The organism is Streptomyces sp. S4.7 (genome assembly GCF_010384365.1).
In the GTDB taxonomy this organism is placed as follows: Bacteria; Actinomycetota; Actinomycetes; order Streptomycetales; family Streptomycetaceae; genus Streptomyces.
The window spans coordinates 3600518-3621996 of sequence record NZ_CP048397.1 but is presented as its reverse complement, the minus strand read 5'-3'; the positions used below and the strand labels follow the sequence as shown (position 1 = coordinate 3621996).

Annotated in this window: 24 protein-coding genes; 20 read left to right on the top strand and 4 right to left on the bottom strand. The window is 67.5% G+C overall.

Translation table 11 applies throughout. From position 1 onward, the window contains the following. Positions 1-122: 122 nt before the first annotated feature. On the bottom strand, positions 123-416 hold the full coding sequence (locus SSPS47_RS16005) for a Dabb family protein (protein ID WP_164251694.1): 294 nt from the start codon (positions 414-416) through the stop codon (positions 123-125). 132 nt (positions 417-548) lie between these two features. Next, positions 549-713 carry a hypothetical protein gene (locus tag SSPS47_RS34850; protein ID WP_187280354.1) on the bottom strand — a complete coding sequence of 55 codons (165 nt, stop codon included), beginning with the start codon at positions 711-713 and terminating at the stop codon, positions 549-551. Positions 714-1234: 521 nt separating this feature from the next. On the opposite strand from SSPS47_RS34850, the gene SSPS47_RS16000 reads away from it, so the two are divergent. The 5 genes from SSPS47_RS16000 (at position 1235) to SSPS47_RS15980 (ending at position 6991) form a co-directional block, all read left to right on the top strand. Continuing rightward, positions 1235-3319, top strand: a complete 2085-nt coding sequence (locus tag SSPS47_RS16000) for a discoidin domain-containing protein (protein WP_239065277.1) — start codon at positions 1235-1237, stop codon at positions 3317-3319. Positions 3320-3852: 533 nt separating this feature from the next. Further along, the gene (locus SSPS47_RS15995) at positions 3853-4419 is read left to right on the top strand and encodes a hypothetical protein (protein ID WP_164251692.1); all 567 of its coding nucleotides are present in this window, start codon (positions 3853-3855) and stop codon (positions 4417-4419) included. A gap of 3 nt (positions 4420-4422) precedes the next feature. After that, the gene (locus SSPS47_RS15990; protein ID WP_164251691.1) at positions 4423-5874 is read left to right on the top strand and encodes a hypothetical protein; all 1452 of its coding nucleotides are present in this window, start codon (positions 4423-4425) and stop codon (positions 5872-5874) included. Positions 5875-5963: 89 nt separating this feature from the next. Next, complete coding sequence (locus tag SSPS47_RS15985) at positions 5964-6422, top strand: GntR family transcriptional regulator (RefSeq protein WP_164251690.1); 459 nt, start codon at positions 5964-5966, stop codon at positions 6420-6422. After that, on the top strand, positions 6419-6991 hold the full coding sequence (locus tag SSPS47_RS15980) for an HD domain-containing protein (protein ID WP_164251689.1): 573 nt from the start codon (positions 6419-6421) through the stop codon (positions 6989-6991). Before SSPS47_RS15985 ends, SSPS47_RS15980 begins: the two co-directional genes overlap by 4 nt. Here the strand turns inward: SSPS47_RS15980 and SSPS47_RS15975 are convergent. Together SSPS47_RS15975 and SSPS47_RS15970 are read right to left on the bottom strand one after the other, a co-directional pair. Beyond that, complete coding sequence (locus tag SSPS47_RS15975) at positions 6979-7452, bottom strand: NUDIX domain-containing protein (RefSeq protein WP_164251688.1); 474 nt, start codon at positions 7450-7452, stop codon at positions 6979-6981. The genes SSPS47_RS15980 and SSPS47_RS15975 overlap by 13 nt on opposite strands. A gap of 2 nt (positions 7453-7454) precedes the next feature. Next, positions 7455-8213, bottom strand: a complete 759-nt coding sequence (locus SSPS47_RS15970) for a helix-turn-helix transcriptional regulator (protein WP_164251687.1) — start codon at positions 8211-8213, stop codon at positions 7455-7457. A gap of 616 nt (positions 8214-8829) precedes the next feature. Here SSPS47_RS15970 and SSPS47_RS15965 point away from each other — a divergent pair. The 15 genes from SSPS47_RS15965 to SSPS47_RS15895 all read left to right on the top strand — a co-directional run bounded on the left by SSPS47_RS15965 (position 8830) and on the right by SSPS47_RS15895 (position 21443). After that, positions 8830-9120, top strand: a complete 291-nt coding sequence (locus SSPS47_RS15965) for a hypothetical protein (protein ID WP_164251686.1) — start codon at positions 8830-8832, stop codon at positions 9118-9120. Beyond that, positions 9117-9440, top strand: a complete 324-nt coding sequence (locus SSPS47_RS15960; protein ID WP_164251685.1) for a hypothetical protein — start codon at positions 9117-9119, stop codon at positions 9438-9440. Before SSPS47_RS15965 ends, SSPS47_RS15960 begins: the two co-directional genes overlap by 4 nt. Next, positions 9437-10324, top strand: coding sequence for a DUF2637 domain-containing protein (locus SSPS47_RS15955; protein WP_164251684.1), 888 nt, complete (start codon positions 9437-9439; stop codon positions 10322-10324). Before SSPS47_RS15960 ends, SSPS47_RS15955 begins: the two co-directional genes overlap by 4 nt. After that, positions 10324-10695, top strand: coding sequence for an RRQRL motif-containing zinc-binding protein (locus tag SSPS47_RS15950; RefSeq protein ID WP_164251683.1), 372 nt, complete (start codon positions 10324-10326; stop codon positions 10693-10695). Before SSPS47_RS15955 ends, SSPS47_RS15950 begins: the two co-directional genes overlap by 1 nt. A gap of 42 nt (positions 10696-10737) precedes the next feature. Next, positions 10738-10962 carry a hypothetical protein gene (locus tag SSPS47_RS15945; protein WP_164251682.1) on the top strand — a complete coding sequence of 75 codons (225 nt, stop codon included), beginning with the start codon at positions 10738-10740 and terminating at the stop codon, positions 10960-10962. 83 nt (positions 10963-11045) lie between these two features. Then, positions 11046-12626 carry a hypothetical protein gene (locus SSPS47_RS35435; RefSeq protein WP_239065374.1) on the top strand — a complete coding sequence of 527 codons (1581 nt, stop codon included), beginning with the start codon at positions 11046-11048 and terminating at the stop codon, positions 12624-12626. Continuing rightward, the gene (locus SSPS47_RS15935; RefSeq protein ID WP_164251681.1) at positions 12626-14746 is read left to right on the top strand and encodes a hypothetical protein; all 2121 of its coding nucleotides are present in this window, start codon (positions 12626-12628) and stop codon (positions 14744-14746) included. Before SSPS47_RS35435 ends, SSPS47_RS15935 begins: the two co-directional genes overlap by 1 nt. A gap of 223 nt (positions 14747-14969) precedes the next feature. Next, on the top strand, positions 14970-15278 hold the full coding sequence (locus SSPS47_RS15930) for a hypothetical protein (protein WP_164251680.1): 309 nt from the start codon (positions 14970-14972) through the stop codon (positions 15276-15278). A gap of 85 nt (positions 15279-15363) precedes the next feature. Beyond that, complete coding sequence (locus SSPS47_RS15925) at positions 15364-16092, top strand: DNA methylase (protein WP_164251679.1); 729 nt, start codon at positions 15364-15366, stop codon at positions 16090-16092. Continuing rightward, positions 16089-16874, top strand: coding sequence for a hypothetical protein (locus tag SSPS47_RS15920; protein WP_164251678.1), 786 nt, complete (start codon positions 16089-16091; stop codon positions 16872-16874). The genes SSPS47_RS15925 and SSPS47_RS15920 overlap by 4 nt, the downstream gene beginning before the upstream one ends. Further along, positions 16871-17728, top strand: coding sequence for a bifunctional DNA primase/polymerase (locus SSPS47_RS15915; RefSeq protein WP_164251677.1), 858 nt, complete (start codon positions 16871-16873; stop codon positions 17726-17728). The genes SSPS47_RS15920 and SSPS47_RS15915 overlap by 4 nt, the downstream gene beginning before the upstream one ends. Continuing rightward, the gene (locus SSPS47_RS35430; RefSeq protein WP_164247423.1) at positions 17725-18084 is read left to right on the top strand and encodes a hypothetical protein; all 360 of its coding nucleotides are present in this window, start codon (positions 17725-17727) and stop codon (positions 18082-18084) included. Before SSPS47_RS15915 ends, SSPS47_RS35430 begins: the two co-directional genes overlap by 4 nt. Continuing rightward, entirely contained in the window at positions 18081-19610 is a 1530-nt protein-coding gene (locus SSPS47_RS15905; protein ID WP_164251676.1) for a YfjI family protein, read from the top strand. Before SSPS47_RS35430 ends, SSPS47_RS15905 begins: the two co-directional genes overlap by 4 nt. A 310-nt stretch (positions 19611-19920) precedes the next feature. Then, complete coding sequence (locus tag SSPS47_RS15900; protein ID WP_164251675.1) at positions 19921-20148, top strand: helix-turn-helix domain-containing protein; 228 nt, start codon at positions 19921-19923, stop codon at positions 20146-20148. Between the two features lie 11 nt (positions 20149-20159). Beyond that, entirely contained in the window at positions 20160-21443 is a 1284-nt protein-coding gene (locus SSPS47_RS15895; protein WP_164254606.1) for a site-specific integrase, read from the top strand. The last annotated feature ends 36 nt before the right edge of the window (positions 21444-21479 follow it).

Genomic DNA, 21479 nt, shown 5'->3' with positions numbered 1-21479 from the left:
CGAGGATGTGCCGCCCATACCCGAAAAGCCCCACACCGATGAGGCGTGGGGCCGGGAGCGCGGTGGGAGGGCCGCGGGGGAGAGTCGGCGGAGCCAGAGGCTCGAAATCCGGTCGGAATCGATCAGAACTCGTAGTCGGCGATCACCCAGGTGGCGAATTCCCGCCACTGTCCGACGCCCGCCTGATGGTCGGGGTGCTCCAAATAACGGGTCAGCGCGTCGGCGTCGGCGACCGCCGAGTTGATGGCGAAGTCATGGGCGATCGGCCGGTCGCTGATGTTCCAGCCGCACTCCCAGTACTCCAGCTCCGGGATCGTGCCGCCGAGCTCCGCGAAGGCCCGCGCGCCGGCGACCACCCGCGGCTCGTCGCGGGAGACGCCCTCGTTGAGCTTGAAGAGGACCAGGTGGCGGATCAAGGCGGTCTCCCGGGGGCGCGGAGGGCTGGGGGGTGAGCGGCGGCGGACCGCTCGGAGGTCGGCGCCGTCGGCGTCCGTTGGCGCGGTCACGGCGCCTTCGGCCGTGGCTGCCGCGGCTGCTGACTGCCGTGGCTACTGTACGAGCTCGGTCATGAACTCGCCGACACCCTCGGCCGCGCTGGCTATGCCCTCGAACCCCACCTGGACGAGATCGGCGGACCGTTCGGGTGAGGTGATGATCGTATACAGCACGAAGACAATGACCAGATAGAGCACGAGCTTCTTCGTTTGCACCATCAGCGCTGCCTCCCCTGCCGTCCCCAGTGCGATCGCGTGAGTCTAACCGCATGAATGGGCCGCTTCGGAGAACGATTTCGATCACCTGCGTGACCGCTTCTGGCCACACCACATCGACACCTCGTCGCCACAACTCGATCGAGGTGTTGTGCGGGACGTGTGCCCGGGCCGCACCATCAGGATCTGAACGGACACTCCGCAAGATACATCGCGAACCTGGGTAAATGCCCCGCCGAGTCGGCCAGTTGTTGATCGGACGGCGGTCGGTGAAGGCCGGTGCGTGCACAACTCTTGACGTGTACGAAACACGGGAGAACCATCTGCCGTAGCGAGAGAGCGCTCTCCGGGTTCTGCCCGATCTCTCCGTGTGCGTCCCGAACTCCCCCTCGTCGTCCGAGACTTCAGGAGACCTGCCCATGCACGCTCCGCTGTCCGTTGTACCGGTGTTCAGGAGACCCGCGTCGGCGCGCCGCCGCGGCATCGCCGCGTCCGTCGCCGCCACCCTGGTCGCCTCCCTGCTGATGCTCATCCCCGGCACCACCGCCGCGAGCGCCGCCCCGACCCTGCTCTCCCAGGGCAAGCCGGTGACCGTCTCCAGCACGGAGAACGGCGGCACGCCCGCCGCTGCCGCGGTCGACGGCGACAACGGCACCCGCTGGTCGAGCGCCGCCGCCGACCCGCAGTGGATCCGGATCGACCTCGGCTCCACGGTCGCGGTCAACCAGGTCGTGCTGCGCTGGGAGACCGCGTACGCCAAGGCGTACCGGATCGAGCTCTCCACGAACGGCACCACCTGGACCAGCGCGTACTCCACCACCACCGGCCCCGGTGGCAACGAGACGCTGAACATCTCGGGCGACGCCCGCTACGTACGGCTGACCGGCACCACCCGTGCCACCCAGTACGGCTACTCACTCTGGGAGTTCCAGGTCTACGGCGAGAGCGGCGGCCCCGGCGGTCCGATCCAGGGCGGTGGCGACCTCGGTCCCAACGTCAAGGTCTTCGACCCCTCGACGCCCAACATCCAGGGCACGCTCGACCAGATCTTCCAGCAGCAGGAGTCGGCCCAGTTCGGCACCGGCCGCTACCAACTGCTCTTCAGGCCGGGCACGTACAACAACCTCAACGCCCAACTCGGCTTCTACACCTCGATCTCCGGTCTCGGCCTGAAGCCCGACGACACGAACATCAACGGTGACGTGACCGTCGACGCCGGCTGGTTCAACGGCAACGCCACACAGAACTTCTGGCGCTCGGCCGAGAACCTCGCGCTCAACCCGGTCAGCGGCAGCAACCGCTGGGCGGTCGCGCAGGCGGCGCCGTTCCGCCGTATGCACGTCAAGGGCGGGCTGAACCTCGCGCCGAACGGATACGGCTGGGCCAGCGGCGGCTACATCGCCGACAGCAAGGTCGACGGCACCATCACGCCCTACTCCCAGCAGCAGTGGTACACCCGCGACAGCGCCATCGGCGGCTGGGGCAACGGCGTCTGGAACATGGCATTCTCCGGGGTCGAGGGCGCACCCGCGCAGTCCTTCCCGAACCCCCCGTACACGACGCTGAACAACACCCCGACCTCTCGCGAGAAGCCGTTCCTCTACCTGGACGGCAACACGTACAAGGTCTTCGTCCCGGCCAAGCGCACCAACGCGCGCGGCGTCTCCTGGAACGGCACCCCGCAGGGCGAGTCCCTCCCGCTCGACCAGTTCTACGTGGTCAAGCCGGGCGCCACGGCGGCCACGATCAACGCCGCGCTCGCCCAGGGCCTGCACCTGCTCTTCACCCCGGGCATCTACCACATCGACCAGTCCATCAACGTCAACCGGGCGAACACCGTGGTCCTCGGCCTCGGCTACGCCACGATCATCCCGGACAACGGGGTGACCGCGATGAAGGTCGCCGACGTCGACGGCGTGAAGCTGGCCGGCTTCCTGATCGACGCGGGACCGGTCAACTCCCCGACGCTGCTGGAGGTCGGACCGCAGAACGCGTCGGCCGACCACTCCGCCAACCCGACGACCGTCCAGGACGTCTTCATCCGCATCGGCGGAGCGGGCCCCGGCAAGGCCACCACCAGCATGGTCGTCAACAGCGACGACACGATCATCGACCACACCTGGATCTGGCGGGCCGACCACGGTGACGGCGTCGGCTGGGAGACCAACCGTGCCGACTACGGCCTCCAGGTGAACGGCGACGACGTGCTGGCGACCGGACTGTTCGTCGAACACTTCAACAAGTACGACGTGCGGTGGAGCGGTGAGCGGGGCCGGACGATCTTCTTCCAGAACGAGAAGGCGTACGACGCCCCCAACCAGGCCGCCATCCAGAACGGCAGCATCCAGGGCTACGCCGGCTACAAGGTGGACGACTCGGTCGTCACCCATGAGGGCTGGGCGATGGGCAGCTACTGCAACTACACGTCCGACCCGAACATCCGTCAGGAACACGGCTTCCAGGCGCCGGTGAAACCAGGGGTGAAGTTCCACAACATCCTGGTCGTCTCGCTCGGCGGCATGGGCCAGTACAACCACGTGATCAACAGCATCGGATCACCGACATCGGGCACGTCGACGGTCCCGTCGAACGTGATCAACTTCCCGTAGCCGGACAGCGCGACCACACGTAACACCTCAGGGCCCGGTCTCTTCGCGAAGAGACCGGGCCCTGATCCCACGGCGGACGCCGTGGGCCGACGTGGTCATAACAGGCAAAATTAGGGTGAAGCGGTCTTCCTGTTGGCATCCCTGCCCGAGGGAGGGCCGGATCCGTCGCCTTCCCGTGCCGGGCAACGCGAAGGGGCGGACCTCGTGAGGTCCGCCCCTTCGTTCTACCAGCGGTAGCGGTGGGATTTGAACCCACGGTGACGGGTTACGCCACACTCGCTTTCGAGGTCTGTTCCTGCTGGTCAAAGGCTTAGGCGGGGCTGTTCAGACTCGTTCATTTCAGTACTCCGGGGCAGGGCGTGAACGGGCCTGAACGGATCCGGACGGAGGTGAATGAGACCCCGATTGAGACCCTCAGTGTGTGTGCCCTTCGAGCGCCGCAACGAAATAAGCAATCGTTGGCCCAAGCATCACCCAAAGTAAACACGAGGTCACCCTGGTGGCACCGAAGCCAGCCTCGCCATACTTCTCCCATGGTGGCAGGGGAGCAGCAACAGGAACGGGGCCGTGAGGGCGCCTACTTCGCGCAGGCGTGGCTGGAGAGCACTACGCGAGTGAGCGCTCCCTGGATTGTCTACGAAGCGCACCAGATGACCACGTTGACGCTATTGAACGGGAAGCATGAATCCTGGGATGTGGCTGGCTATTTTGAGAATAAGAAGAAGAATCCGTTCTATGCGGAAATCAAGGCTTACACGAGTGACAACCAAGGGCCGAAGTATCGCGAATACTTGACCGACTGCTACTCGGCCACAGCTAAAATGATCAAAGACGGCCTGGATAAAGAATGTGAATTCATGTGGATAACGTGGCATCCGTTCGCGATGGGCGCATGGACGAAACTATGCGATGAGGCCATGATCCAAGAGGCGGTGGCCGATTATCCCGAGAAGCTTGGCGAGGAGGAGTATGATCCAGAAATCGGTAAACTCCTAGCTGGGAGACTCTGGCTCATTGTCTTATCGGAACGGCAAGAAGAGCTGATGATGAAACGTGAGTATCTGGGTCATATTCGCTCTTTCGTCACAAAGGGGCTTTGAGTAATGCAGACGATTGATGCTCAGATTCAGAATGCGCTGCACCAGACCTCCCCAGAGGCAGCCATGCGAGATGTTAAGCATGTAGTTGCCAAGGAACTACAGTCTTTGGATCCTAAGACTGAGATCAAGGCTACTGACTACTTCAATCACACGTTCATTCCAGACTTTGTGTTAACTTGGGGCTCCGGAAATCAGCGACCCACGCGGGATATCTATCTGAGGTTTAGTGTCGATGCGCCGCTGATTCGAAGGGACTTGAAGAGTCTGCATGAAGAGTCGCCAGCATTCATCGCTATTTCCGATGGGGCGCGCCCCTCCGGTAGTGATCCTGAATCTTTGGCTTATCAGTACGACGACTGTCTCCTGTCAAGCACCGCCGCGCTAGAAGCTATTGCCAGAGAGGATTCCCAAACCCCTGTAACGCAAATGCTTAAGGCGTCCTTGTTGCAAGGAGGGAAGGGGTATTTGATCGGCAATTCTGCCGCAGAGGTTCAACGAGCTGTCTCACATGCTGACGCTGCGCTATTGAGGCTCGATGGGCCGGAGGTTTCAGCTAGCGTCAGATCCATGAATGACTACCTCTCACCGGCTTTCTCTTCCCGTATCGAGCGCGTCATGCAAGTCATGTGGGTCAGTCAGGGCGGTGACGCGGAGCGCTTTCCGGGTACTCACGAAACAGCAGCAGCTTTGTCGTCTGGAGAGTTGACGCAGATTCTTCCTTTCCTGCTCTCCCTGGAAGACGTGGCTAACAACGACTTTTGGAGGAATCTTGGCGAGAACCTATCGATTGGGCACTTGCAGGAACTAGAACACTGGCGCGGGAGTATGAACCTGAATCTACTGGTGAATGCCAACTTGGACCGCATAACTGCACGCGGGGCGGCAGTCGATCAAATTCAGCCTGACTTGTTCGATGACCTTGATGGCCCTCCCTATTGGGAGGTCGTGGACTTCCATCTGCACCTACGTTGTGGTGCAGTTGACTTCAAATTTGTCGATGACCGGCGTAAGATTTCTCACCGCAAGGAAATGGGCATCGCTCCCCGCTGGTTCGAGATTGAGCCCCGCCTTGATCGGTACGGAATTGAAGGGATCGAGTTTACTTCTCCCGGAAGCAAGACTCGAATCCGGAGCAGCACAACGGAAGGCTTGCGTGAATCGATGGACATGCAGGCGCTTTCCGAGGCTCTCGGAGAGTTCGCCCGGGTCATGGCCGTCGAACTTCGATGGCCGAGGTCCCTTCATAATATTGACATCGATTTCGATGGTTCGGCAGTTGAGTCCGTAGGGGTAGCGCTTAGTCCCCATATCCTGTCCTACGTGGGCTTAGATCTACTTCGTCAAGCCTCACCGGAAACGCTGAGAGAATTCCAGAAATTTGTCACGGTCGGCGGTCGTTTTTCCTGGTGGAACGATAAGGGTGGCCGGCTGGGAACAGTTCCTGAGCAGTCGTGACCCCTGCCGCCAGCGTTGACCGCTCTCCTCAGGAGCCGTGACCGTGGGACGCTGGGGTGCGACGGCAGGGGCCGGAAGAGGGAGAACGAGTGTCGCAGCAGGCAAGTCCTCGCGGGACCTTCTTGCAGATCGCAGAAGCACTGAAGGTTGAGATCGCGAAGGATCCGAGCATGACGGAGCTGCCGAGGCTGGCGGATGTCATGCGTGACTATGACGTCTCGCGCGGTCTGGCGCTCCGGGCCTTCCACGTCTTGCGTGATGAAGGAGTAGCCGAGTCGGTACCGGGCGCCCGCTGGAGGGTCATCAAGGGAAGCCACGAAGACCGTCGGCCGCTGGTCGAGCGCATCGCGGCGTTGGTCGAGCAGGTGGGCGTTGGATCGGAGTTTCCGAGCGCGTCCACGCTGAGTGCGCAGTTCGGCGTATCGCGGCCGACCGTGAGCAAGGTGCTGGACAAGCTGGAAACTGCCGGCCTGCTGTCCGAGGGCGGGCAAGGCAAGGTGCGGACGGTACGAGCGTTGCCAAGCCGAGAGGAGCGTTCCCAATCTTGAGCACTACTGGACTGGTCGAGTGGGCCTACCCGATCGCTGAATCCTTGCTGGCCGAACCGCTGCCGCGCCGTTGGGCCCATTCTCAGGGGGTGGCGGAACGGTCCCGATCGCTGGCCCCGATCCTCGGTGCCGATGCGGACTTGATGGAGGCCGCCGCAGTTCTCCACGACGTCGGGTATTCGCCCGACCTCGCCAAGACTGGCTTTCACCCGCTCGACGGCGCCCGGTACTTGCGCGACGTGGCCCAAGCCGATGGGCGTCTCGTGCGGCTGGTCGCGCACCACTCATGCGCCTGGATGGAAGCGGAAGCACGCGGGATGCGCGAGGAGCTTGAAGAGGAGTTCCCGCGGGAGCTCCCGCACCTAGCTGACGCGCTCTGCTACTGCGACATGAACACGACCCCGGACGGGACGCCGACGAACCCCGTGGACCGCGTGAACGAGATCGCCGGTCGCTACGGCCCCGACAGCCTGATCGGGACGTTCATCCGCCGTGCCGAACCGGAGATCCTCGCCAGCACGGCGCGCGTCCTCGAACGTCTCGCCGCTGTTCAGCGTCAGCCGATGTAAGGGGACGTCCGCCCCTGCTCCATCGCGTGCTCGATGCGGAGCCGCATGGTGGGGTGGACGTCGTATGACTCCAGGTCCGCCGGGTCCACCCAGCGGACCTGAGTCGTCTCGTCGCTCGTACGGATCTCGCCGCCGACCGGTCGGGCACGGAAGCAGATGCTGAACTGCTGCCGTGCCTCGCCGTCGTCGTAGAGCATCACGTGACCGGGGTCGGTGTAGATCCCCGACATCCCGTCGACTTCCGCCTTGATGCCTGTCTCTTCCCACACCTCACGCACCACGGTGTCACTGATGGACTCGCCGACGTCGTGCCCGCCGCCGGGCAGTGCCCACCTGCCGTTGTCCGAGCGCTGGATCATCAACACCTGACCCGCCTCGTTCTGGACGAAAGCGACGACGGACGGTACGACCGAGTTCGCCGGCGGGGCGTCAGGGTCGTGAAGGTAGTCGATACGTCCCATGCTCAGGCTCCTGTGATGTCGTGCTCCGTTACCTGGCGTCCGCCTGTCCAGGTCTGCTCGATGCTATTCGCGTACGTGTCGAAGAGACCGCCGCCGGGGAGCCGCCGCAGGTGCAGGACGGGCGCCATGTACGCGCCGATGCCGTAGACGTGCGTGTTGACCAACATCTCGTCGTCGGCCCGGAAGAGCGAGTTGTAGAGCGTCGCGTCGTGGAGCCGGAAGCCGATGTCAGGGTGAGTCGAAAAGAGCGGCCGGTAGTTCACCAGCGCGTTCCGGATCTTCCCATCCATGATCCGGTGACCCTCGTCTATCCCGCGCTGCTGGACAGCAGCACAGTCGGGATCCCCGAGCATGAGGCGAACCTGTGCCCCCGCCTCCGACTTCATCCGGAGCAGCGCGAGGAACTTGGGATCCTCGGAGAGCCACAGGCCGGCATAGACGAGTGCGTCAACGTGGTGCGACGCGCGCCCGTACATCTCCCGCCACAAGTCGGCGGGGACCATGTGGCGGTGCGGGTAGACGGTGAGGATTTCTGCCCGGCTCAGGTCGGCGGAGGTGTCGACCGCGCGTGCGTCCTCCCACAGCGTTGTGACGTCGACTTTGAGCATGGACGCGGTGGCGTACTGGTGACGCCGGTACGGCACTTTCCCCTGCGTGATCCAGCGCTCAACCGTCTTCGGGTTGACCTCGATCGCCTCTGCGAGTTGTTGCACGGTCAGCCCCTGAGCTAAGAGCGCCGAGCGCAAGCGTTCGTTGGGCATCTCCACCCCCGGTGGGACGTCTTGGGATCTCTTGACGGTAGCCAGATCGACACAAGGTGTCCATGGGTGGGGTAACCATCGCCCCTGACCTGGGGCGATTCTGATGGTGCGCCAGGAAGTCCCGGCGCGAAAGCGAGAAGTTCCGCCGACGTACTTGACGGAACTTCATGCAGTACCTGTAATAGAGGTACTGCATCGGTTGCGGTCCTCGGACTGCGACCGGTCAACAACTCCATAGCGTGATCCACCGCGTTTTGACGGCCGTGACTGCACCGGTCGGGGCGAGTGGAGACCAGTCGAGTCCTCCTGAGGGAGGGGCGACTCAAAAGAACGGATCTGCCCCGAAGGCGGGCACGCCGCGCGATGAGACCGAGAAGGCGATTCCTCGGGAGAGCGGGACTGAGGCGCAGATCCATATCGCGTACGACGGGCTGTCACCTCTCGCACAAGGTGGCCGGCGCGGCTCAGGGCCGCGCACCACGTTCTACCGCCCCGATGGTCGCAAGGCCGGGTTCGACTCCCGGCCGGGGCGCTCCACCCATGAACGGCGCGGCTCCGGTGTTCGAGCACCGGAGCCGCTTGGGGCCGTTCCCACCGTCTACGAGGAGTTCGACCCATGAGGATCATCGTTGCTGGTCATACGGCCGTTACGGCTGATGAGTTCGTTGAGCTTGCCCTGGGTACGCCGCTGGAGTTGTGGCTGGGTGTCGAGGGTGAGAGCGAGATGGAGCGGGCCGCGCGTGAGGATGCGGCGCGCGACATCCTCGCGGACGACCCCACGCTGGTGGACCGTGCGAGCACGGTTGCCGCGGAGACGATTGAGGCGCTGGCTCCGGATCTGTTCAACGTCGTCTCCCTGCCGCGCACGGCCCGCCGGGTGCGTACGGGGAAGAGGGCCGCGGCATGAGCGAGTCACGGACGTTCGACGCGCTGACCGCTCCGCTGCGTGTGCTGCGCCTGTTGGCTGTGGACTTCGGGCACCTGCCCGCCCCCACCGTTGACCTGTGCGGCATCTACCCCGACCAGCTCACGCTGCGGTTCCACGAGGGCCTGGGGGACTTCGAGGTATGGCGTGAGGCTCTGGCCATCCCGCCGGACAGCGTCACGCACAGCGTCCACACCAGTGGTCACACGCGGTCGCTCACGGCATCGATCGCCTACTGCGGTGCGGACGTGCACCTGCACGGCTACAGCGACGCGCCCGCCACGGACGGGGGTGCGGCATGAAGAGCATCGACAAGCCCAAGATCCTGCTGGTGGTCGCGCTGATCGGCGTGGTCGGCATGGCGTTCCGCGTCTCGTGGAACGCGCTCTACGACGTGGCCCGTGCGCTGGGGATGGACACTACCGCCGCCACGCTCTATCCGTTCGTGGTCGACGGCCTGATGGCTCTCGCGCTCGTTGCGACGCTGGTTCTTGTGGGCCGTGACAAGACGGTCGCGCTGTGGGTCCTGGGTGGCTACACCCTGGCGTCGCTGATCCTGAACTTCACCCACGGCGCGATCCCCGAGCTGCACGGGGAATCGGTCAACTGGGGCGCGCTGGCCGACCAGCCGTACGCCTACTACCCGCTCGTACTCCTGGCCACCAGCCTCCCGGTCGGTGCGATCTTCTTCGGTTCGGACCTGGTCGCGAAGGTGCTTCACCACCGTCCGACGACCGTGAGCGAACCGGCGGATGCGGGGCGTGCGGATGAGTCCGCACACCGTCCGCACACCCCCGCCCCTGCTCTCCACGTGGGCCCGGTCAGCCCGGCTTCGGGCATGAAGGTGCCTGCGGTGCCGACCGTATCCGCCCTGGTAGGGGAGGGTGTGGACGGTGTGCGGGGTGAGGATCCGCACGGCCCGCACGCTGTCCGCACACCGGAGCCGGGCGCGCAGGAAGAGGACGCGCGGCAGGCCCAGTTCGAGGAAGCGGAGCTGGAGCGGACGCGGCAGGACGCACGCCGTACGTACGCCGAGTCCGCACAGGCGGGCCGCCCGCTCAGTGCCCGCGCGCTGGGTGAGGCGTACGGCATGAGCGAGTCGTGGGCGCGCAAGCAGATCCTCGCCGTACGCGAGACCAGCGACTCGCACCACCCGCACCTCGTAGCTGTCGGGGGCGAACACTGATGTCCGCCCGGTTCTTCGACCCGGACGGCGACCGCTTCGGCATGCCGACTTTCCCTTTCCGGATGGCCCCGGACGGCTACGCGACGCGCCGTCAGCTCCGCGCCGACGGGCTTCGGCCCGGCGGGCAGGACGCCATCCAGATCATGTGGTTCTCCAACCGCTACCGCCGCCCCGGCCGGCCGCCGATCCGGGTCGCCTACCTCTACCGCCGCGACCGGGCCAAGCCGGTCCGGCCGATGACGCCGGGCCGCGCCGCGGCGCTCGCCAAGGCGATGCTCGCGCGCCGTACCTGCCCCAACTGCCGCACGGACGCCGGGTACTGCATCCCGCCCTCGCTCGGCATGTGCGTCCCCTGCGCGTACCCCAACTGATCAGCGCGCCGCCTGAACGCCTCAACATCCAGGAGATTCATCGTGACCAGCCAGCCGCACGCGCGATCGCAGGGAAGCCATTTCTTCGTTCTGACGGTGGAGAAGCCGGGTCTTGCTTCGGCCACGTCCAGCGGCAGTTACACCCCGCCCGCCGGGGCGACCCGCGTGGACGCCTTCAACGCCCTGTACGCGGAGCTGACCGGCTCCGCCCCGGCTCTGCACCGGGCGAACGTCGTCTTCTTCTCCCTCGAACCCAACCAGGTCTGACCCATCAGTTCACCGAGGCCCGACCGCCTACCTCCACAGCAATCGGTCGGGCCTCCTGTCTCCCCAAAAGGAGTGCCCCAAGCATGACGGATACGAGTACGGAAGCGGTAGCAGCCCCTGCGGCTGCACCCCCTCCCACCAGCGACAAGACACCCGAAACGACCCCCGCCCCGGCACCGGCTGCCGACCAGAGCGGACACACGGCCGGTGGTTGGCCGGTGGTGCCGCTCGCGATGACCGGCGCCAACTCCACCGCCGGCCTGATCGCCACCGCCGCACTCACCGGCGGGCCGATGGCGGCAGCAGTCGCTGCCACCGGCGCCGCCGTGCTCGGCACCGTCGCCGCCACCCGCACCGCTCGCCAGTCCCGCACCGGCCGCAAGGCCAACCAGTTGCGGCGCAAGGCGGGATCGGCGTCCGGTGCGACGCCGCGCCGGACCGGTGCCGGCGGGCTCGGTGGCGTTCCCGCGCAGTCCCGCCGCGCCGGAAGTCCGGGCGCGGGCGGTGGCCGCGGCAAGACGTCTGGGCTGATGTCCCGTTCCGGCGGAATCGCCGCGGGTCCCAAGTCCCGTACGGGCAAGGGAAAGCACGCCGCCGGGGCGTCTGCCGGTGGCCGCGCGGGGCGTTCTCCGCTCGGCTCCGGCCGTACGTCGGCAGGGCGGTTGGGGCAGGTCAAGGCGCTTCGGCAAGCTCAGAAGCAGCAGGCGCCGACGCGTGCCGCTGCCCGTACGCAGGCCACCGACGCCCGGCGGAAGGTGGCGGATGCCCGCCGCGCCGCCAAAGCGGCGGCCAGGACGGCGCGTTCGGTATCGAAGGGCGGCATCGGCCGCGCCGTGTCCAAGGGCATAGGCCGTGCCGGGCGGATGCGTGACGCGGCGGTCCGCGCGGTGCGTGCGGCGCGTGACCGGAACGCTCAGCAGAAGGTCGACGGCAAGCGCGACGCGCTCCGCAAGGCCAAGGCCCGCCGCCGGGCGCGTTCGGCCCTGCGCCGTTCCGCGCTGCGGATGCACGGCCGCCGCATGCTCGCCGCCGCCCTGGCCGCGCCGCTGGGTGTGCTCGGCATGCTCACCACCCCGCTGGGCCGCAAGCTCGGCTGGCGCTGGCTGATGCACCCCGGCCGGCACCTGTACCGGCGCATGACCGGCGCCGCCCGCACGGACCGCGACGCCCGTGACCACGCGATCCGTGAAGCGCTGGCAGAGGAAGAGGCCGCACTCGACGCCGCGGCCAGCAGCGAAGACGACGTGATCGGGGACCGCGTCCAGCGTCCCGCACAGCTCATCCCCGGCATTCCCGCCGCATTCCCGGAGGTAGTGAACGTGTCTGGATTCCGGTTCGAAGAGGCCGCGTCCGAGATGGAGAACGCCGCCCGCTCCTACGCCCCCGACGACGCCATGGAGATCCTGGCCATGGTCGAGAACCTGCCCGAGGCCCTGACCTGCGTGGCCAACACCTTCCGCATCCTCGCCGAGCGCTCCGACAGCGAGTTCCCGCTGGAGAAGACCGTGGCGGACGGATTCGACGACCTCTTCCAGGTCCTCATGCACGCCGTGAACACAGCCGGTGACCTCGGACCGCTCTTCCGCCAGGCCCACGAGCAGGACATCGCCCGCCACGAGGACCCCCGCAACGGCCCCGAAGCCGAGAAGGGCTGGAACGTCTGATGACCACCAACACCACCACCAGCAACAAGACCCCGAAGAAGCAGCAGGACAGCACGGGGCCGGTGTGGGACTGGGCCGCCGGCCACGGACCGGTGACCGGCGCCCTGTCCGCCACCACCGGGGCGTTCGCCGTCGCCACCACCGGAGCCGCCACCGGCATGCCGCCCGGCTGGGCACTCACGGCCGGTGTCGCCGGGGCGCTCGGACACACGATCGCAGGGCTCCGGGTGCGGAACGCGGGGCGCACGATCGCCACCCGCGCCGCATCCTGGCTCGTCGGCGCCGGGTGGACCACGTGGGCCATGACCACCGGCCCGCTGACCTGGACCGCTCTTGGCTCGCTCGCCACGATCGGGATCGGCATGGGCGCCGCCGCCCGCACCGCCGGCCTGTACGAAGAGGCACGCGAGGAAGAGGCGCTGGCCGCGGCGGCCCGCCAGGTCGCAGCGGAGCTGTCCGCGGACCGGCGTGCTATCGCAGCGGAGTGGGTCGACCGGATTCAGCGCGTCTGCGGGATCACCCTGCGCGTGCTCGCGGTCGAGATGTGGCCGACCGGTACCGGGTTCACGATCGACGCCGAACTCCCCGCCGGGGGAACGACGTACGATCGGATCGCGAAGGAGTCCGCCAAGCTCAGCGCGGACGCGAGGCTGCCGCACGGCTGCACCGCCACCGCCGGCCCCGGCATCCACCAGGGCCGCGTCCTGATCGACGTCACCACCGCCGATGTCCTGTCCGCGAAACTCGACTACCCCACCGACTACGGGCCGCTGTCCATCTACACGGGCTTGCCGTGGGGCTACCGCACCAACGCCGAAGAGATCTGCGCCTACCTGCGCGAGCAGTGCGCTCTGGTGGTCGGGCCGACGGGGTCGGGCAAGACGAACATGGTCCACGTCATCCTCGCCGGCTTCGCCCGCTCGACGGACATTCTGACGTGGGTGATCGACCTGAACGCCGGGTCGGCCGGCCTGCCCTGGGTCCGTCCCGCGCTCGACTCCACCGGGCAGACCACGAGCGGGATGCGGCCGGGTGTGGACTGGCTCGCCGGAACCTACGACGAAGCCGTGCTCATGCTGGATGCGGCGGTGAAGGTGGCCAAGCACCGCAAGATGGCCTACCAGGACCTCCTCTCGCAGGCCAACACCGATCTCCTGCCGATCAGTTCGGCGATTCCGCAGGTCATGCTGGTGATTGACGAGGGTGCGGAGATCCTGGCGAGCAACGACCCCCAGATGCGGAAGCTCGCCGCGAAGATCCTCGAAGTCATCCGCATTGCCCGCGCCATGGGCATCCGCACGGTGCTGACCGCGCTCGGTGCCACCGGGTCCGTCCTCGGCAACCTCATGATCCGACGCGAAGCCAAGGTGCGCGTCGCGCTCACCGGGGGCGAGACCGAGGGCATGGACCTGGCCAAGCTGTTCCCCGGGTCCCGCGGACTCAGGGTGGACCAGGCCCCGTACAAGGGATCCGGGTTCATGGGCACCCCCGAGTCACCCGCGGCGCTGTTCAAGAACTGGCGGATCCTGCCCAACCAGATCCGCGACATCGTCGCCGCCACCAGCGACCGCCACCCCGTACTCGACACCCCCTCGGCACAAGCCGCCGGACCCGCCTACGCACGACGCTGGGACACCACCCGCACCGCGTGGATGCGCGACCACCTCAACCCCAACCCCGCGTCGACCGGAGCGGCGCCGACAGCGTCTACGAGCGGTGGCGGGCTGGACCTGTCGGCCCTGCGCGACACGGGCGGGGCCGACACGGGCACGGTGGACGAGGAAGCGGCGGTACGGGCGTTCATGGAAGAAGTCGACGCCCACCTCGGCAACACCCCCGAACCGAACATCGGGAGCCAGCCGCCGGCCGCGACCGGGCTGAACCTGTCCGCCCTGCGCGACGAGGACAGCTCGGACAGCGGTCCGGCATGGCTCGCGCAGGCGGTCGACGCGATCGAGTCCGCGGGGGCGTCGGGCATGAAGCCGTCCGCCGTCGCGGACATGGTCCGCAAGGACCGCAAGACCGTTCGCGCCGCACTGCGGAGCGCGGTCGAGCGCGGGGAGCTGGTCTACCGGGACAACGGACCGCACTCCGTCTACGTCCACCCCGACCACGCCTGAAACGGCCACACACGGCTACTGAGTACCGGGTAGTGGGGCGGCACCCCACTACCCGGTACAGCACCCCAGTAGGCCGCTACAGGGGCTCACAAGGGCTTTTCTACTGGGGACCCCACTGGCCACTACCCAGTAACGCACCCCACTACGACCACACACCGTCACCAACGGGCCCCGCCGGAACACCTTCCGGCGGGGCCCGCCCGTACCCGGAAAGGGGCACGTCATGAACGACCGCGAACCGCCGGGCACCCTCGCCCCACACATCCCCGCCGACCTCTACCACCACGCTCAGACCACCGGCCAGCCCATCGTCATCGTCACCACCACACCGCCCACCGGGCGCCCGGCACGGACCTACCTGATCCCGATCGTCATCACCGGCGCGTGCGCGCTCGGGCTGCTCGGCACGATCGCCGCGGTCCTCGCGCTGATCGAGTACGCCGCCCACACGGCCGCCGCCATCGCGGGCGCCGCGGGGCCGCTCGGCATCGGCGGACTCACGCTCAAGCTCGCCCGCCCGAAGGGCAAATGACGCCGGGGCGACCGCCCCTCTCGGCAAAAGATGCGCGGTCGCCCCGGTCTCTCCGGTCCCCAACAGACCTATGGAGGTCTCCAGCATGACTCAACCTGTCCCGATCCGGCGACCTCGCGTGTGGCGGGTGCTGGACGCGTTCTGCTGCATCGGTGGTGCCGCTCGCGGCTACCAGCGGGCCGGTTTCCACGTCACCGGCGTGGACGTCCGGCCGATGCCCGACTACTGCGGTGACCGCTTCGTGCAGGGTGACGCGATCGAGTTCATCCGCGCCCACGGCCACGAGTTCGACTTCATCCACACCTCACCTCCCTGCCAGGGAGAGGGCGCCCCGGCCAAGGGCACCAACGCGGCCCGCAACAAGGCCATCGGACGGCAGTACCCGAAGCTGATCGCACCGACCCGCGGCGCGCTCGAAACGACTGGCCGCCCGTACGTGATGGAGAACGTGGCCGGCTCCGGGGTCCGCAAGGACCTGCGCCTGTGCGGGGAGATGTTCGGGCTCGGGGTGCTCATGCATCGGTACTTCGAGCTTGGGGGGTGGGCCACCGCACGGCCGGCCCACCCCGCGCACCGTGGCTACGTACGTGGGTGGCGTCACGGTGTCTACCGCGACGGCCCGTATGTCGCCGCGTACGGCAAGGGCGGGGGCAAGGCCACCACCGAAGAGATCCGTTGGGCCAAGGGCATCGACTGGTCCAGCGACCACTTCAACCTGCGCGAGGCTTTGCCGCCCGCGTACACCGAGTTCATCGGCCGCGCGTTCCGGCTCTCGCTGCGGGAGCTCCCGGCAGGCGCGGGGGTGGCGGCGTGAGGTTCTACCTGACCACCCACAAACGCCACTGGGTGAAGCTCACCGATGTGCCCCTGTTCCTGAAGTCGGAGCACTTCGTGGAAGCGGTCAAGCTGCCTGAAGCCCTCGGCCCGTACGCGGTGGACTCCGGTGGTTTCTGGGAGCTCCAGAAGAACGGCCGCTGGACCCGCAGCCCCCGGCAGTACGTGGGGGATCTGCGGCGGATCTGGGAGCACGTCGGACCGTTCGACTGGGCGGCCCCGCAGGACTGGATGTGTGAACCGCTCATCATCCACGGTGGCAAGGCCGGACCGAACGTCTTCGCCGGCACCGGTCTGAGTGTGGCCGAGCATCAGCGCCGGACGGTCGCGAACTACCTGGAACTGCGTTCGCTTGCACCGGAGTTGCCGATCATTCCCGTGTTGCAGGGCTGGGAGCTCCAGGACTACGAGAACTGCGTGGACCTGTACGACCGGGCCGGTATCGACCTCACGGCGGAACCGCTCGTCGGGCTCGGCTCGGTCTGCCGCCGCCAGTCCACCCGCGAAGGCGCCGAGATCGTCACCGCTCTCGCCGCCCACGGCATCAAGCTGCACGGCTTCGGCTTCAAAACCCTCGGGCTGGAGAAGGTCGGGCACCTCATGGCCACCGCCGACTCCCTGGCCTGGAGCTACCACGCCCGCAAACGCCCACCCATGCCCGACCACACGCACAAGAACTGCGCCAACTGCATCGACTACGCACTCAAGTGGCGTGAGCGCGTCCTGGCCGGACTGCCTCCGCAGGACGGAGTACCGGCATGAGCGAGTACCTGCGAACCGCGCTCAACCTCGCCGCCGTGGGCGTGCCGGTCCTCCCGCTGCGGGCGGGGAAGCTCCCGTTCGGGAACTGCCCGACGTGCGCCGGTTCGGCGTGTGGCGACCGGCCGCACATGAAGCGCGCTGGGTCGTGTGTCTGCTCGGCTCCGTGCCACGGGTGGGCCGCCGCGACCACCGACACCATCGTGCTTACCTCCCCGCCGTGGGCCGGCGCGTGGCGTGAGGCGCGGGCGGTCGCCTACCACCCTGGCGGTGCCGGGCTGACCGTCGTGGACCTCGACAGCCCTGAAGCGGTCCTGTGGGCGCGGGAGAGTCTGCCAGCCACCCGGACTGTGCCCACGACGCGTGGGGAGCACTGGATCTACCTCGGTGCCATGCGGTCCGCCAACAACGTGCGGCCCGGTGTGGACATCAAGTCCCTTATGCAGTACGCCCGTTGGCTCGGCCCCGGTACCGGCACGATGACGCCCCTGCCGTCTGCCATCCGCGCGCTGGTCGAGAAGGAAGAGACCACCCCCGCCCGAGGGGAGGTGGTCTCTTCACCCCCGGAGCGCGCCGTGTGGGATTCCTCGGTGGCCACCGGATGCCGGCACACCGAGCGCTACATCCGTACCGGGCTGGAGCGGGGCACGGCCCTGATCCGCGCCCGCAGCGAATCCGGGGCCGGATCGCAGGCGTTCGGCGTGGCGCAGTTCCTGGCCCGGCAGCACGCGCAGTGCCCCGGACCCTGCGGACTGGACGTCCTCGGCTCGCACATCATCAGCGTCGCCGTCTCGGTCGGTGTCCCCGAGCAGTACGCGGCACGGGCCGTCGCCAACGGTCTGGGGAGGGCGGCATGAGCGCCCTGCTGGACCTCGAACAGCTCACCCTCGACGGCGCCCCGGCCGCGCCCCCGACGCTGCTCCGTGCCGGGCGTGCGGTCGTTGCCGGGAAGTCGTCGGCCGCAGGCCGTCCTTCCAAGCCTGTCCGCCGTGACCCGCACACGCCCACGGGCCGCATGGAGGTCGTGCGGTGGCTGCGTGTCGTGGCGCCGCCGGACTGGTCGGCCAAGGTGTCCGGCCACTCGTGGTGCCGGTGCGGATACGACCGGACCGCGATCGGCCGCGCCGCCGTGCAGCAACTCGTCCAGGACCACACCGACCACCGCGCACACTGCCCGCTGCTCGACGGCGGGGAAGGGAGCTTGGCCGCATGAGCACCACTGATCTGTGGGAAGGGTTCGACGCGCTCGATCCCGAGACCATCACCGGCCCGGTGTGGGACGAACCCGTACCGCTGTCCGCCCGCCGGGAGCTCCCGGCCTTCCCCGTGGACGCGCTCCCCGACTGGCTGAGGAACATGGCGTCCGAGGTCGCGGAGGAGACACAGACCCCGGTGGAGCTGGCCGGGTGCCTGGCCCTGGCGGTCATCGCCACCGCCGCCGGCGGACGGGCCACCGTGTGCGTGCGGGGGCACTGGCGCGAGCCGGTGAACATCTACACCGCCGTCGCGCTCGATCCCGGCAACCGCAAGAGCGCCGTATTCGGGCTCATGGTTGACCCGCTCCTGGCGGTGGAGAAGATGCTGGTGGAACTCTCCGCGCCCGTCCGGGCCGAGGCCGAGACCACCGCGAAGCTGGCCAAGGCAGCCGCGGAGAAGGCAGCGCAGAAAGCCGCCTCCGCCGAACCGGAGAAGCGCGACGAACTCACCGCCGACGCCGTCAGCCTCGCGCAGACAGCGGAGAGCCTGAGCGTTCCCGCCGTGCCGCAACTCGTCGCGGACGACGTGACACCGGAGACCATCGGCTCACTCCTCCACGGGCAGGGCGGACGCATCTCCGTCATGTCCGCAGAGGGCGAGATCTTCGACATCATGGCCGGCCGCTACTCCGGGCGCCCGAACATCGGGATGTTCCTCAAAGGGCACGCCGGGGACATGATCCGCGTCAACCGGCAGGGCCGAGACAGCGAGCACATCGAACACCCCGCCGTCACCATGGGCCTGGCCATCCAGCCCGAAGTCCTCGACTCCATCGGCCGCATGGAAGGCGCCGAGGGCCGCGGGCTGCTCGCCCGGTTCCTGTACTCCCGGCCCGAATCCCTCGTCGGCCGCCGCAACCTCAGCCCGGCACTCCTGTCCGAGGAAACCGCCACCACCTACGCCAAACGCCTGGGCGGTCTGGCCATGGCGCTGGCGGACTGGACCGACCCCGCACTCCTCACGCTCACTCCGGAGGCGGACGCGGTGATGCTCGCCTACCAGAAGGTCACCGAGTCCCGCCTCGGCAAGGGCGGGAGCCTCTACCCGATCATCAAATGGGCGTCCAAGCGCGACGGCGCCGTCGCCCGGATCGCGGGACTGCTGCACCTGGCCACGCACCCGGACAACGGATGGACGCTGCCCATCGAGGCGTCCACGATGGCCGCCGCGACAGAGCTGGGTGACTACTTCACCGCCCACGCCGTGGACGTGTTCGACGCCATGGCAGCGGACCCCGCGCAGGAAGCCGCCCACCACGTCCTCACGCACCTGCGGGAGACGCGGCCGGCCGACTTCACCAAACGGCAGTTGTTCCGGGGACTGTCCCGCGCGGACTTCCCCGCCATGGCCGACCTCGACCCCGCCCTGGTCCTGCTCGAAGAACACGGATGGGTCCGGCAACAGCCCCTCCCACCCCGCACCGGACGCGGCCGGCCCCCGTCCCCCCGCTACCAGGCCCACCCCCGCCTCACCACCGGCTGACAGAAACCCCCCACCCGCTGACAGAAATGACAGAAATCCCCGAAACCAGCCCTGACCTGCGGAAACAGTCGCCTCGGAGCGCGTGACAGAAACAATAAGAAGTCCGACAGAAACCCAGCCCCGCGCCCCGTCCGACTCGACGCCACCTAGCCGGACGGGATTTCTGTCAGATTTTCCGCGATTTCTGTCACGCCCCCATCCGAAGCCAAAACCCCAGCTCAGAGGCCCAATCGCCGATTTCTGTCATTTCTGACAGCCCATCCGGCATTTATCGCACCCGTCGCGCCCCGTGCCGAGGAGGCATGCCCAGATGAGCCCCGCGCCCACCGACAACGACCAAACCCTTGTCCTGCTCACCGTCGAAGAGGCCGCCCGCCGTCTCAGCATCGGCCGGACGGTCTGCTACCGGCTCATCAGGTCCGGAGAGCTGGAGTCCTTCACTCTCGGTGGGCTCCGCCGGATCCCCGCCGACGCGATCCCCGAGTACGTCACCCGTCGCCGTCAGTCCTACCGAACCGTTGCTGCGCAGGCAGCTTGAAGGGCAGTTCCATGGAAGATGAGAGTAAGAAGAAGCGCACACGGCAGCCGAACGGCCGATCGTCCATCTACCTGGGTGCCGACGGGAAGTGGCACGGCCGCGTGACAGTCGGGATCCGAGACGACGGCACCCCGGACCGCCGGCACGTGAAGCGCAAGACCCGAGCGGAAGTCACAGAGGCCGTACGCGAGTTGGAGCGCCAGCGCGAGACCAGGACCACCCGCAAGCCCGGTCGGGCCTGGACGGTTACCACCTGGCTTACGCACTGGATCGAGAGCATCGCCCCGCTCGCCGTCAACGAGAACACGGCGGCGGGGTACGGCTACGCCGTACGGAAGCACCTGATCCCAGGTCTTGGGGCTCACCGGCTTGACCGACTGAAGCCCGAGCACATCGAGCGGTTCTACGCGAGCATGCAGCAGCGCGGCAGCGCCCCCGCCACGGCTCATCAGGTACACCGCACCTTCCGGACCGCGCTGAACGAAGCGGTGCGGCGTGGCGACCTCGGACAGAACCCCGTCCGACTCGCCAAGGCCCCACGGCTCCGGGACGACGAAGTCGAGCCGTTCACGGTTGAGGAGATCCGCCGACTCCTCCGAGCGGCTGACGAGGGCCGTAACTCGGCTAGGTGGGCCGTGGCGCTCTCCCTCGGACTGCGGCAAGGGGAAGCGCTCGGGCTCAAGTGGGCGGACGTGGACCTGAAGCGGGGGGTCCTGATGGTCCGCCGAAGCAGGCGCCGACCCCGGTACGCCCACGGGTGCGGCGACACCTGCGGCCGGAAGCCCGGCTACTGCCCGGAGCGCCAACGGACGAACCCCGAGACAGCCGACACGAAGTCGCGCGCCGGCCGACGGGCGGTCGGCCTTCCCCCACAGCTTGTGGATCTGCTCCGCACCCATCGGGACCGCCAGGAGACGGAGCGTGCCGCCGCAGGGGGCGACTGGACGGAAGAGGGCTGGTTGTTCCCCACGGCAACCGGGCGCGGTACCTCACCACGCACGGACTACGACGACTGGAAGGAGTTGCTTGGCCGGGCGAAGGTTCGGGACGGACGGCTGCACGACGCGCGGCACACTGCCGCCACGGTGCTCCTGATTCTGGGGGTTCCCGAGCGGGCAGTCATGGGGCTCATGGGCTGGTCGTCCACTGCGATGGCGGCGCGCTATCAGCACATGGTCGACACCGTACGAACCGGGGTCGCCGCACAGGTCGACGGGTTCATCTGGGAGTCGGGAAACGACGGCTCCGACGATGACGACGACGGGGCTTCAGGGGCTCTCGTGACGACCAACTGAGACCCGAACTGAGACCCTGGCAATGCCGAAGGGGTG

What these genes read in the sequence shown, in the direction of transcription:
- SSPS47_RS15895 (WP_164254606.1), top strand. Translation starts at nt 20,160, where the DNA reads ATGGAAGATGAGAGTAAGAAGAAGCGCACACGGCAGCCGAACGGCCGA.
- SSPS47_RS16000 (WP_239065277.1), top strand. Translation starts at nt 1,235, where the DNA reads ATGCTCATCCCCGGCACCACCGCCGCGAGCGCCGCCCCGACCCTGCTC.
- SSPS47_RS15965 (WP_164251686.1), top strand. Translation starts at nt 8,830, where the DNA reads ATGAGGATCATCGTTGCTGGTCATACGGCCGTTACGGCTGATGAGTTC.
- SSPS47_RS34850 (WP_187280354.1), bottom strand. Translation starts at nt 713, where the DNA reads ATGGTGCAAACGAAGAAGCTCGTGCTCTATCTGGTCATTGTCTTCGTG.
- SSPS47_RS15930 (WP_164251680.1), top strand. Translation starts at nt 14,970, where the DNA reads ATGAACGACCGCGAACCGCCGGGCACCCTCGCCCCACACATCCCCGCC.
- SSPS47_RS15990 (WP_164251691.1), top strand. Translation starts at nt 4,423, where the DNA reads ATGCAGACGATTGATGCTCAGATTCAGAATGCGCTGCACCAGACCTCC.
- SSPS47_RS15970 (WP_164251687.1), bottom strand. Translation starts at nt 8,213, where the DNA reads ATGCCCAACGAACGCTTGCGCTCGGCGCTCTTAGCTCAGGGGCTGACC.
- SSPS47_RS15925 (WP_164251679.1), top strand. Translation starts at nt 15,364, where the DNA reads ATGACTCAACCTGTCCCGATCCGGCGACCTCGCGTGTGGCGGGTGCTG.
- SSPS47_RS15900 (WP_164251675.1), top strand. Translation starts at nt 19,921, where the DNA reads ATGAGCCCCGCGCCCACCGACAACGACCAAACCCTTGTCCTGCTCACC.
- SSPS47_RS15995 (WP_164251692.1), top strand. Translation starts at nt 3,853, where the DNA reads ATGGTGGCAGGGGAGCAGCAACAGGAACGGGGCCGTGAGGGCGCCTAC.
- SSPS47_RS15955 (WP_164251684.1), top strand. Translation starts at nt 9,437, where the DNA reads ATGAAGAGCATCGACAAGCCCAAGATCCTGCTGGTGGTCGCGCTGATC.
- SSPS47_RS15960 (WP_164251685.1), top strand. Translation starts at nt 9,117, where the DNA reads ATGAGCGAGTCACGGACGTTCGACGCGCTGACCGCTCCGCTGCGTGTG.
- SSPS47_RS15950 (WP_164251683.1), top strand. Translation starts at nt 10,324, where the DNA reads ATGTCCGCCCGGTTCTTCGACCCGGACGGCGACCGCTTCGGCATGCCG.
- SSPS47_RS15915 (WP_164251677.1), top strand. Translation starts at nt 16,871, where the DNA reads ATGAGCGAGTACCTGCGAACCGCGCTCAACCTCGCCGCCGTGGGCGTG.
- SSPS47_RS35430 (WP_164247423.1), top strand. Translation starts at nt 17,725, where the DNA reads ATGAGCGCCCTGCTGGACCTCGAACAGCTCACCCTCGACGGCGCCCCG.
- SSPS47_RS15935 (WP_164251681.1), top strand. Translation starts at nt 12,626, where the DNA reads ATGACCACCAACACCACCACCAGCAACAAGACCCCGAAGAAGCAGCAG.
- SSPS47_RS15905 (WP_164251676.1), top strand. Translation starts at nt 18,081, where the DNA reads ATGAGCACCACTGATCTGTGGGAAGGGTTCGACGCGCTCGATCCCGAG.
- SSPS47_RS15975 (WP_164251688.1), bottom strand. Translation starts at nt 7,452, where the DNA reads ATGGGACGTATCGACTACCTTCACGACCCTGACGCCCCGCCGGCGAAC.
- SSPS47_RS35435 (WP_239065374.1), top strand. Translation starts at nt 11,046, where the DNA reads ATGACGGATACGAGTACGGAAGCGGTAGCAGCCCCTGCGGCTGCACCC.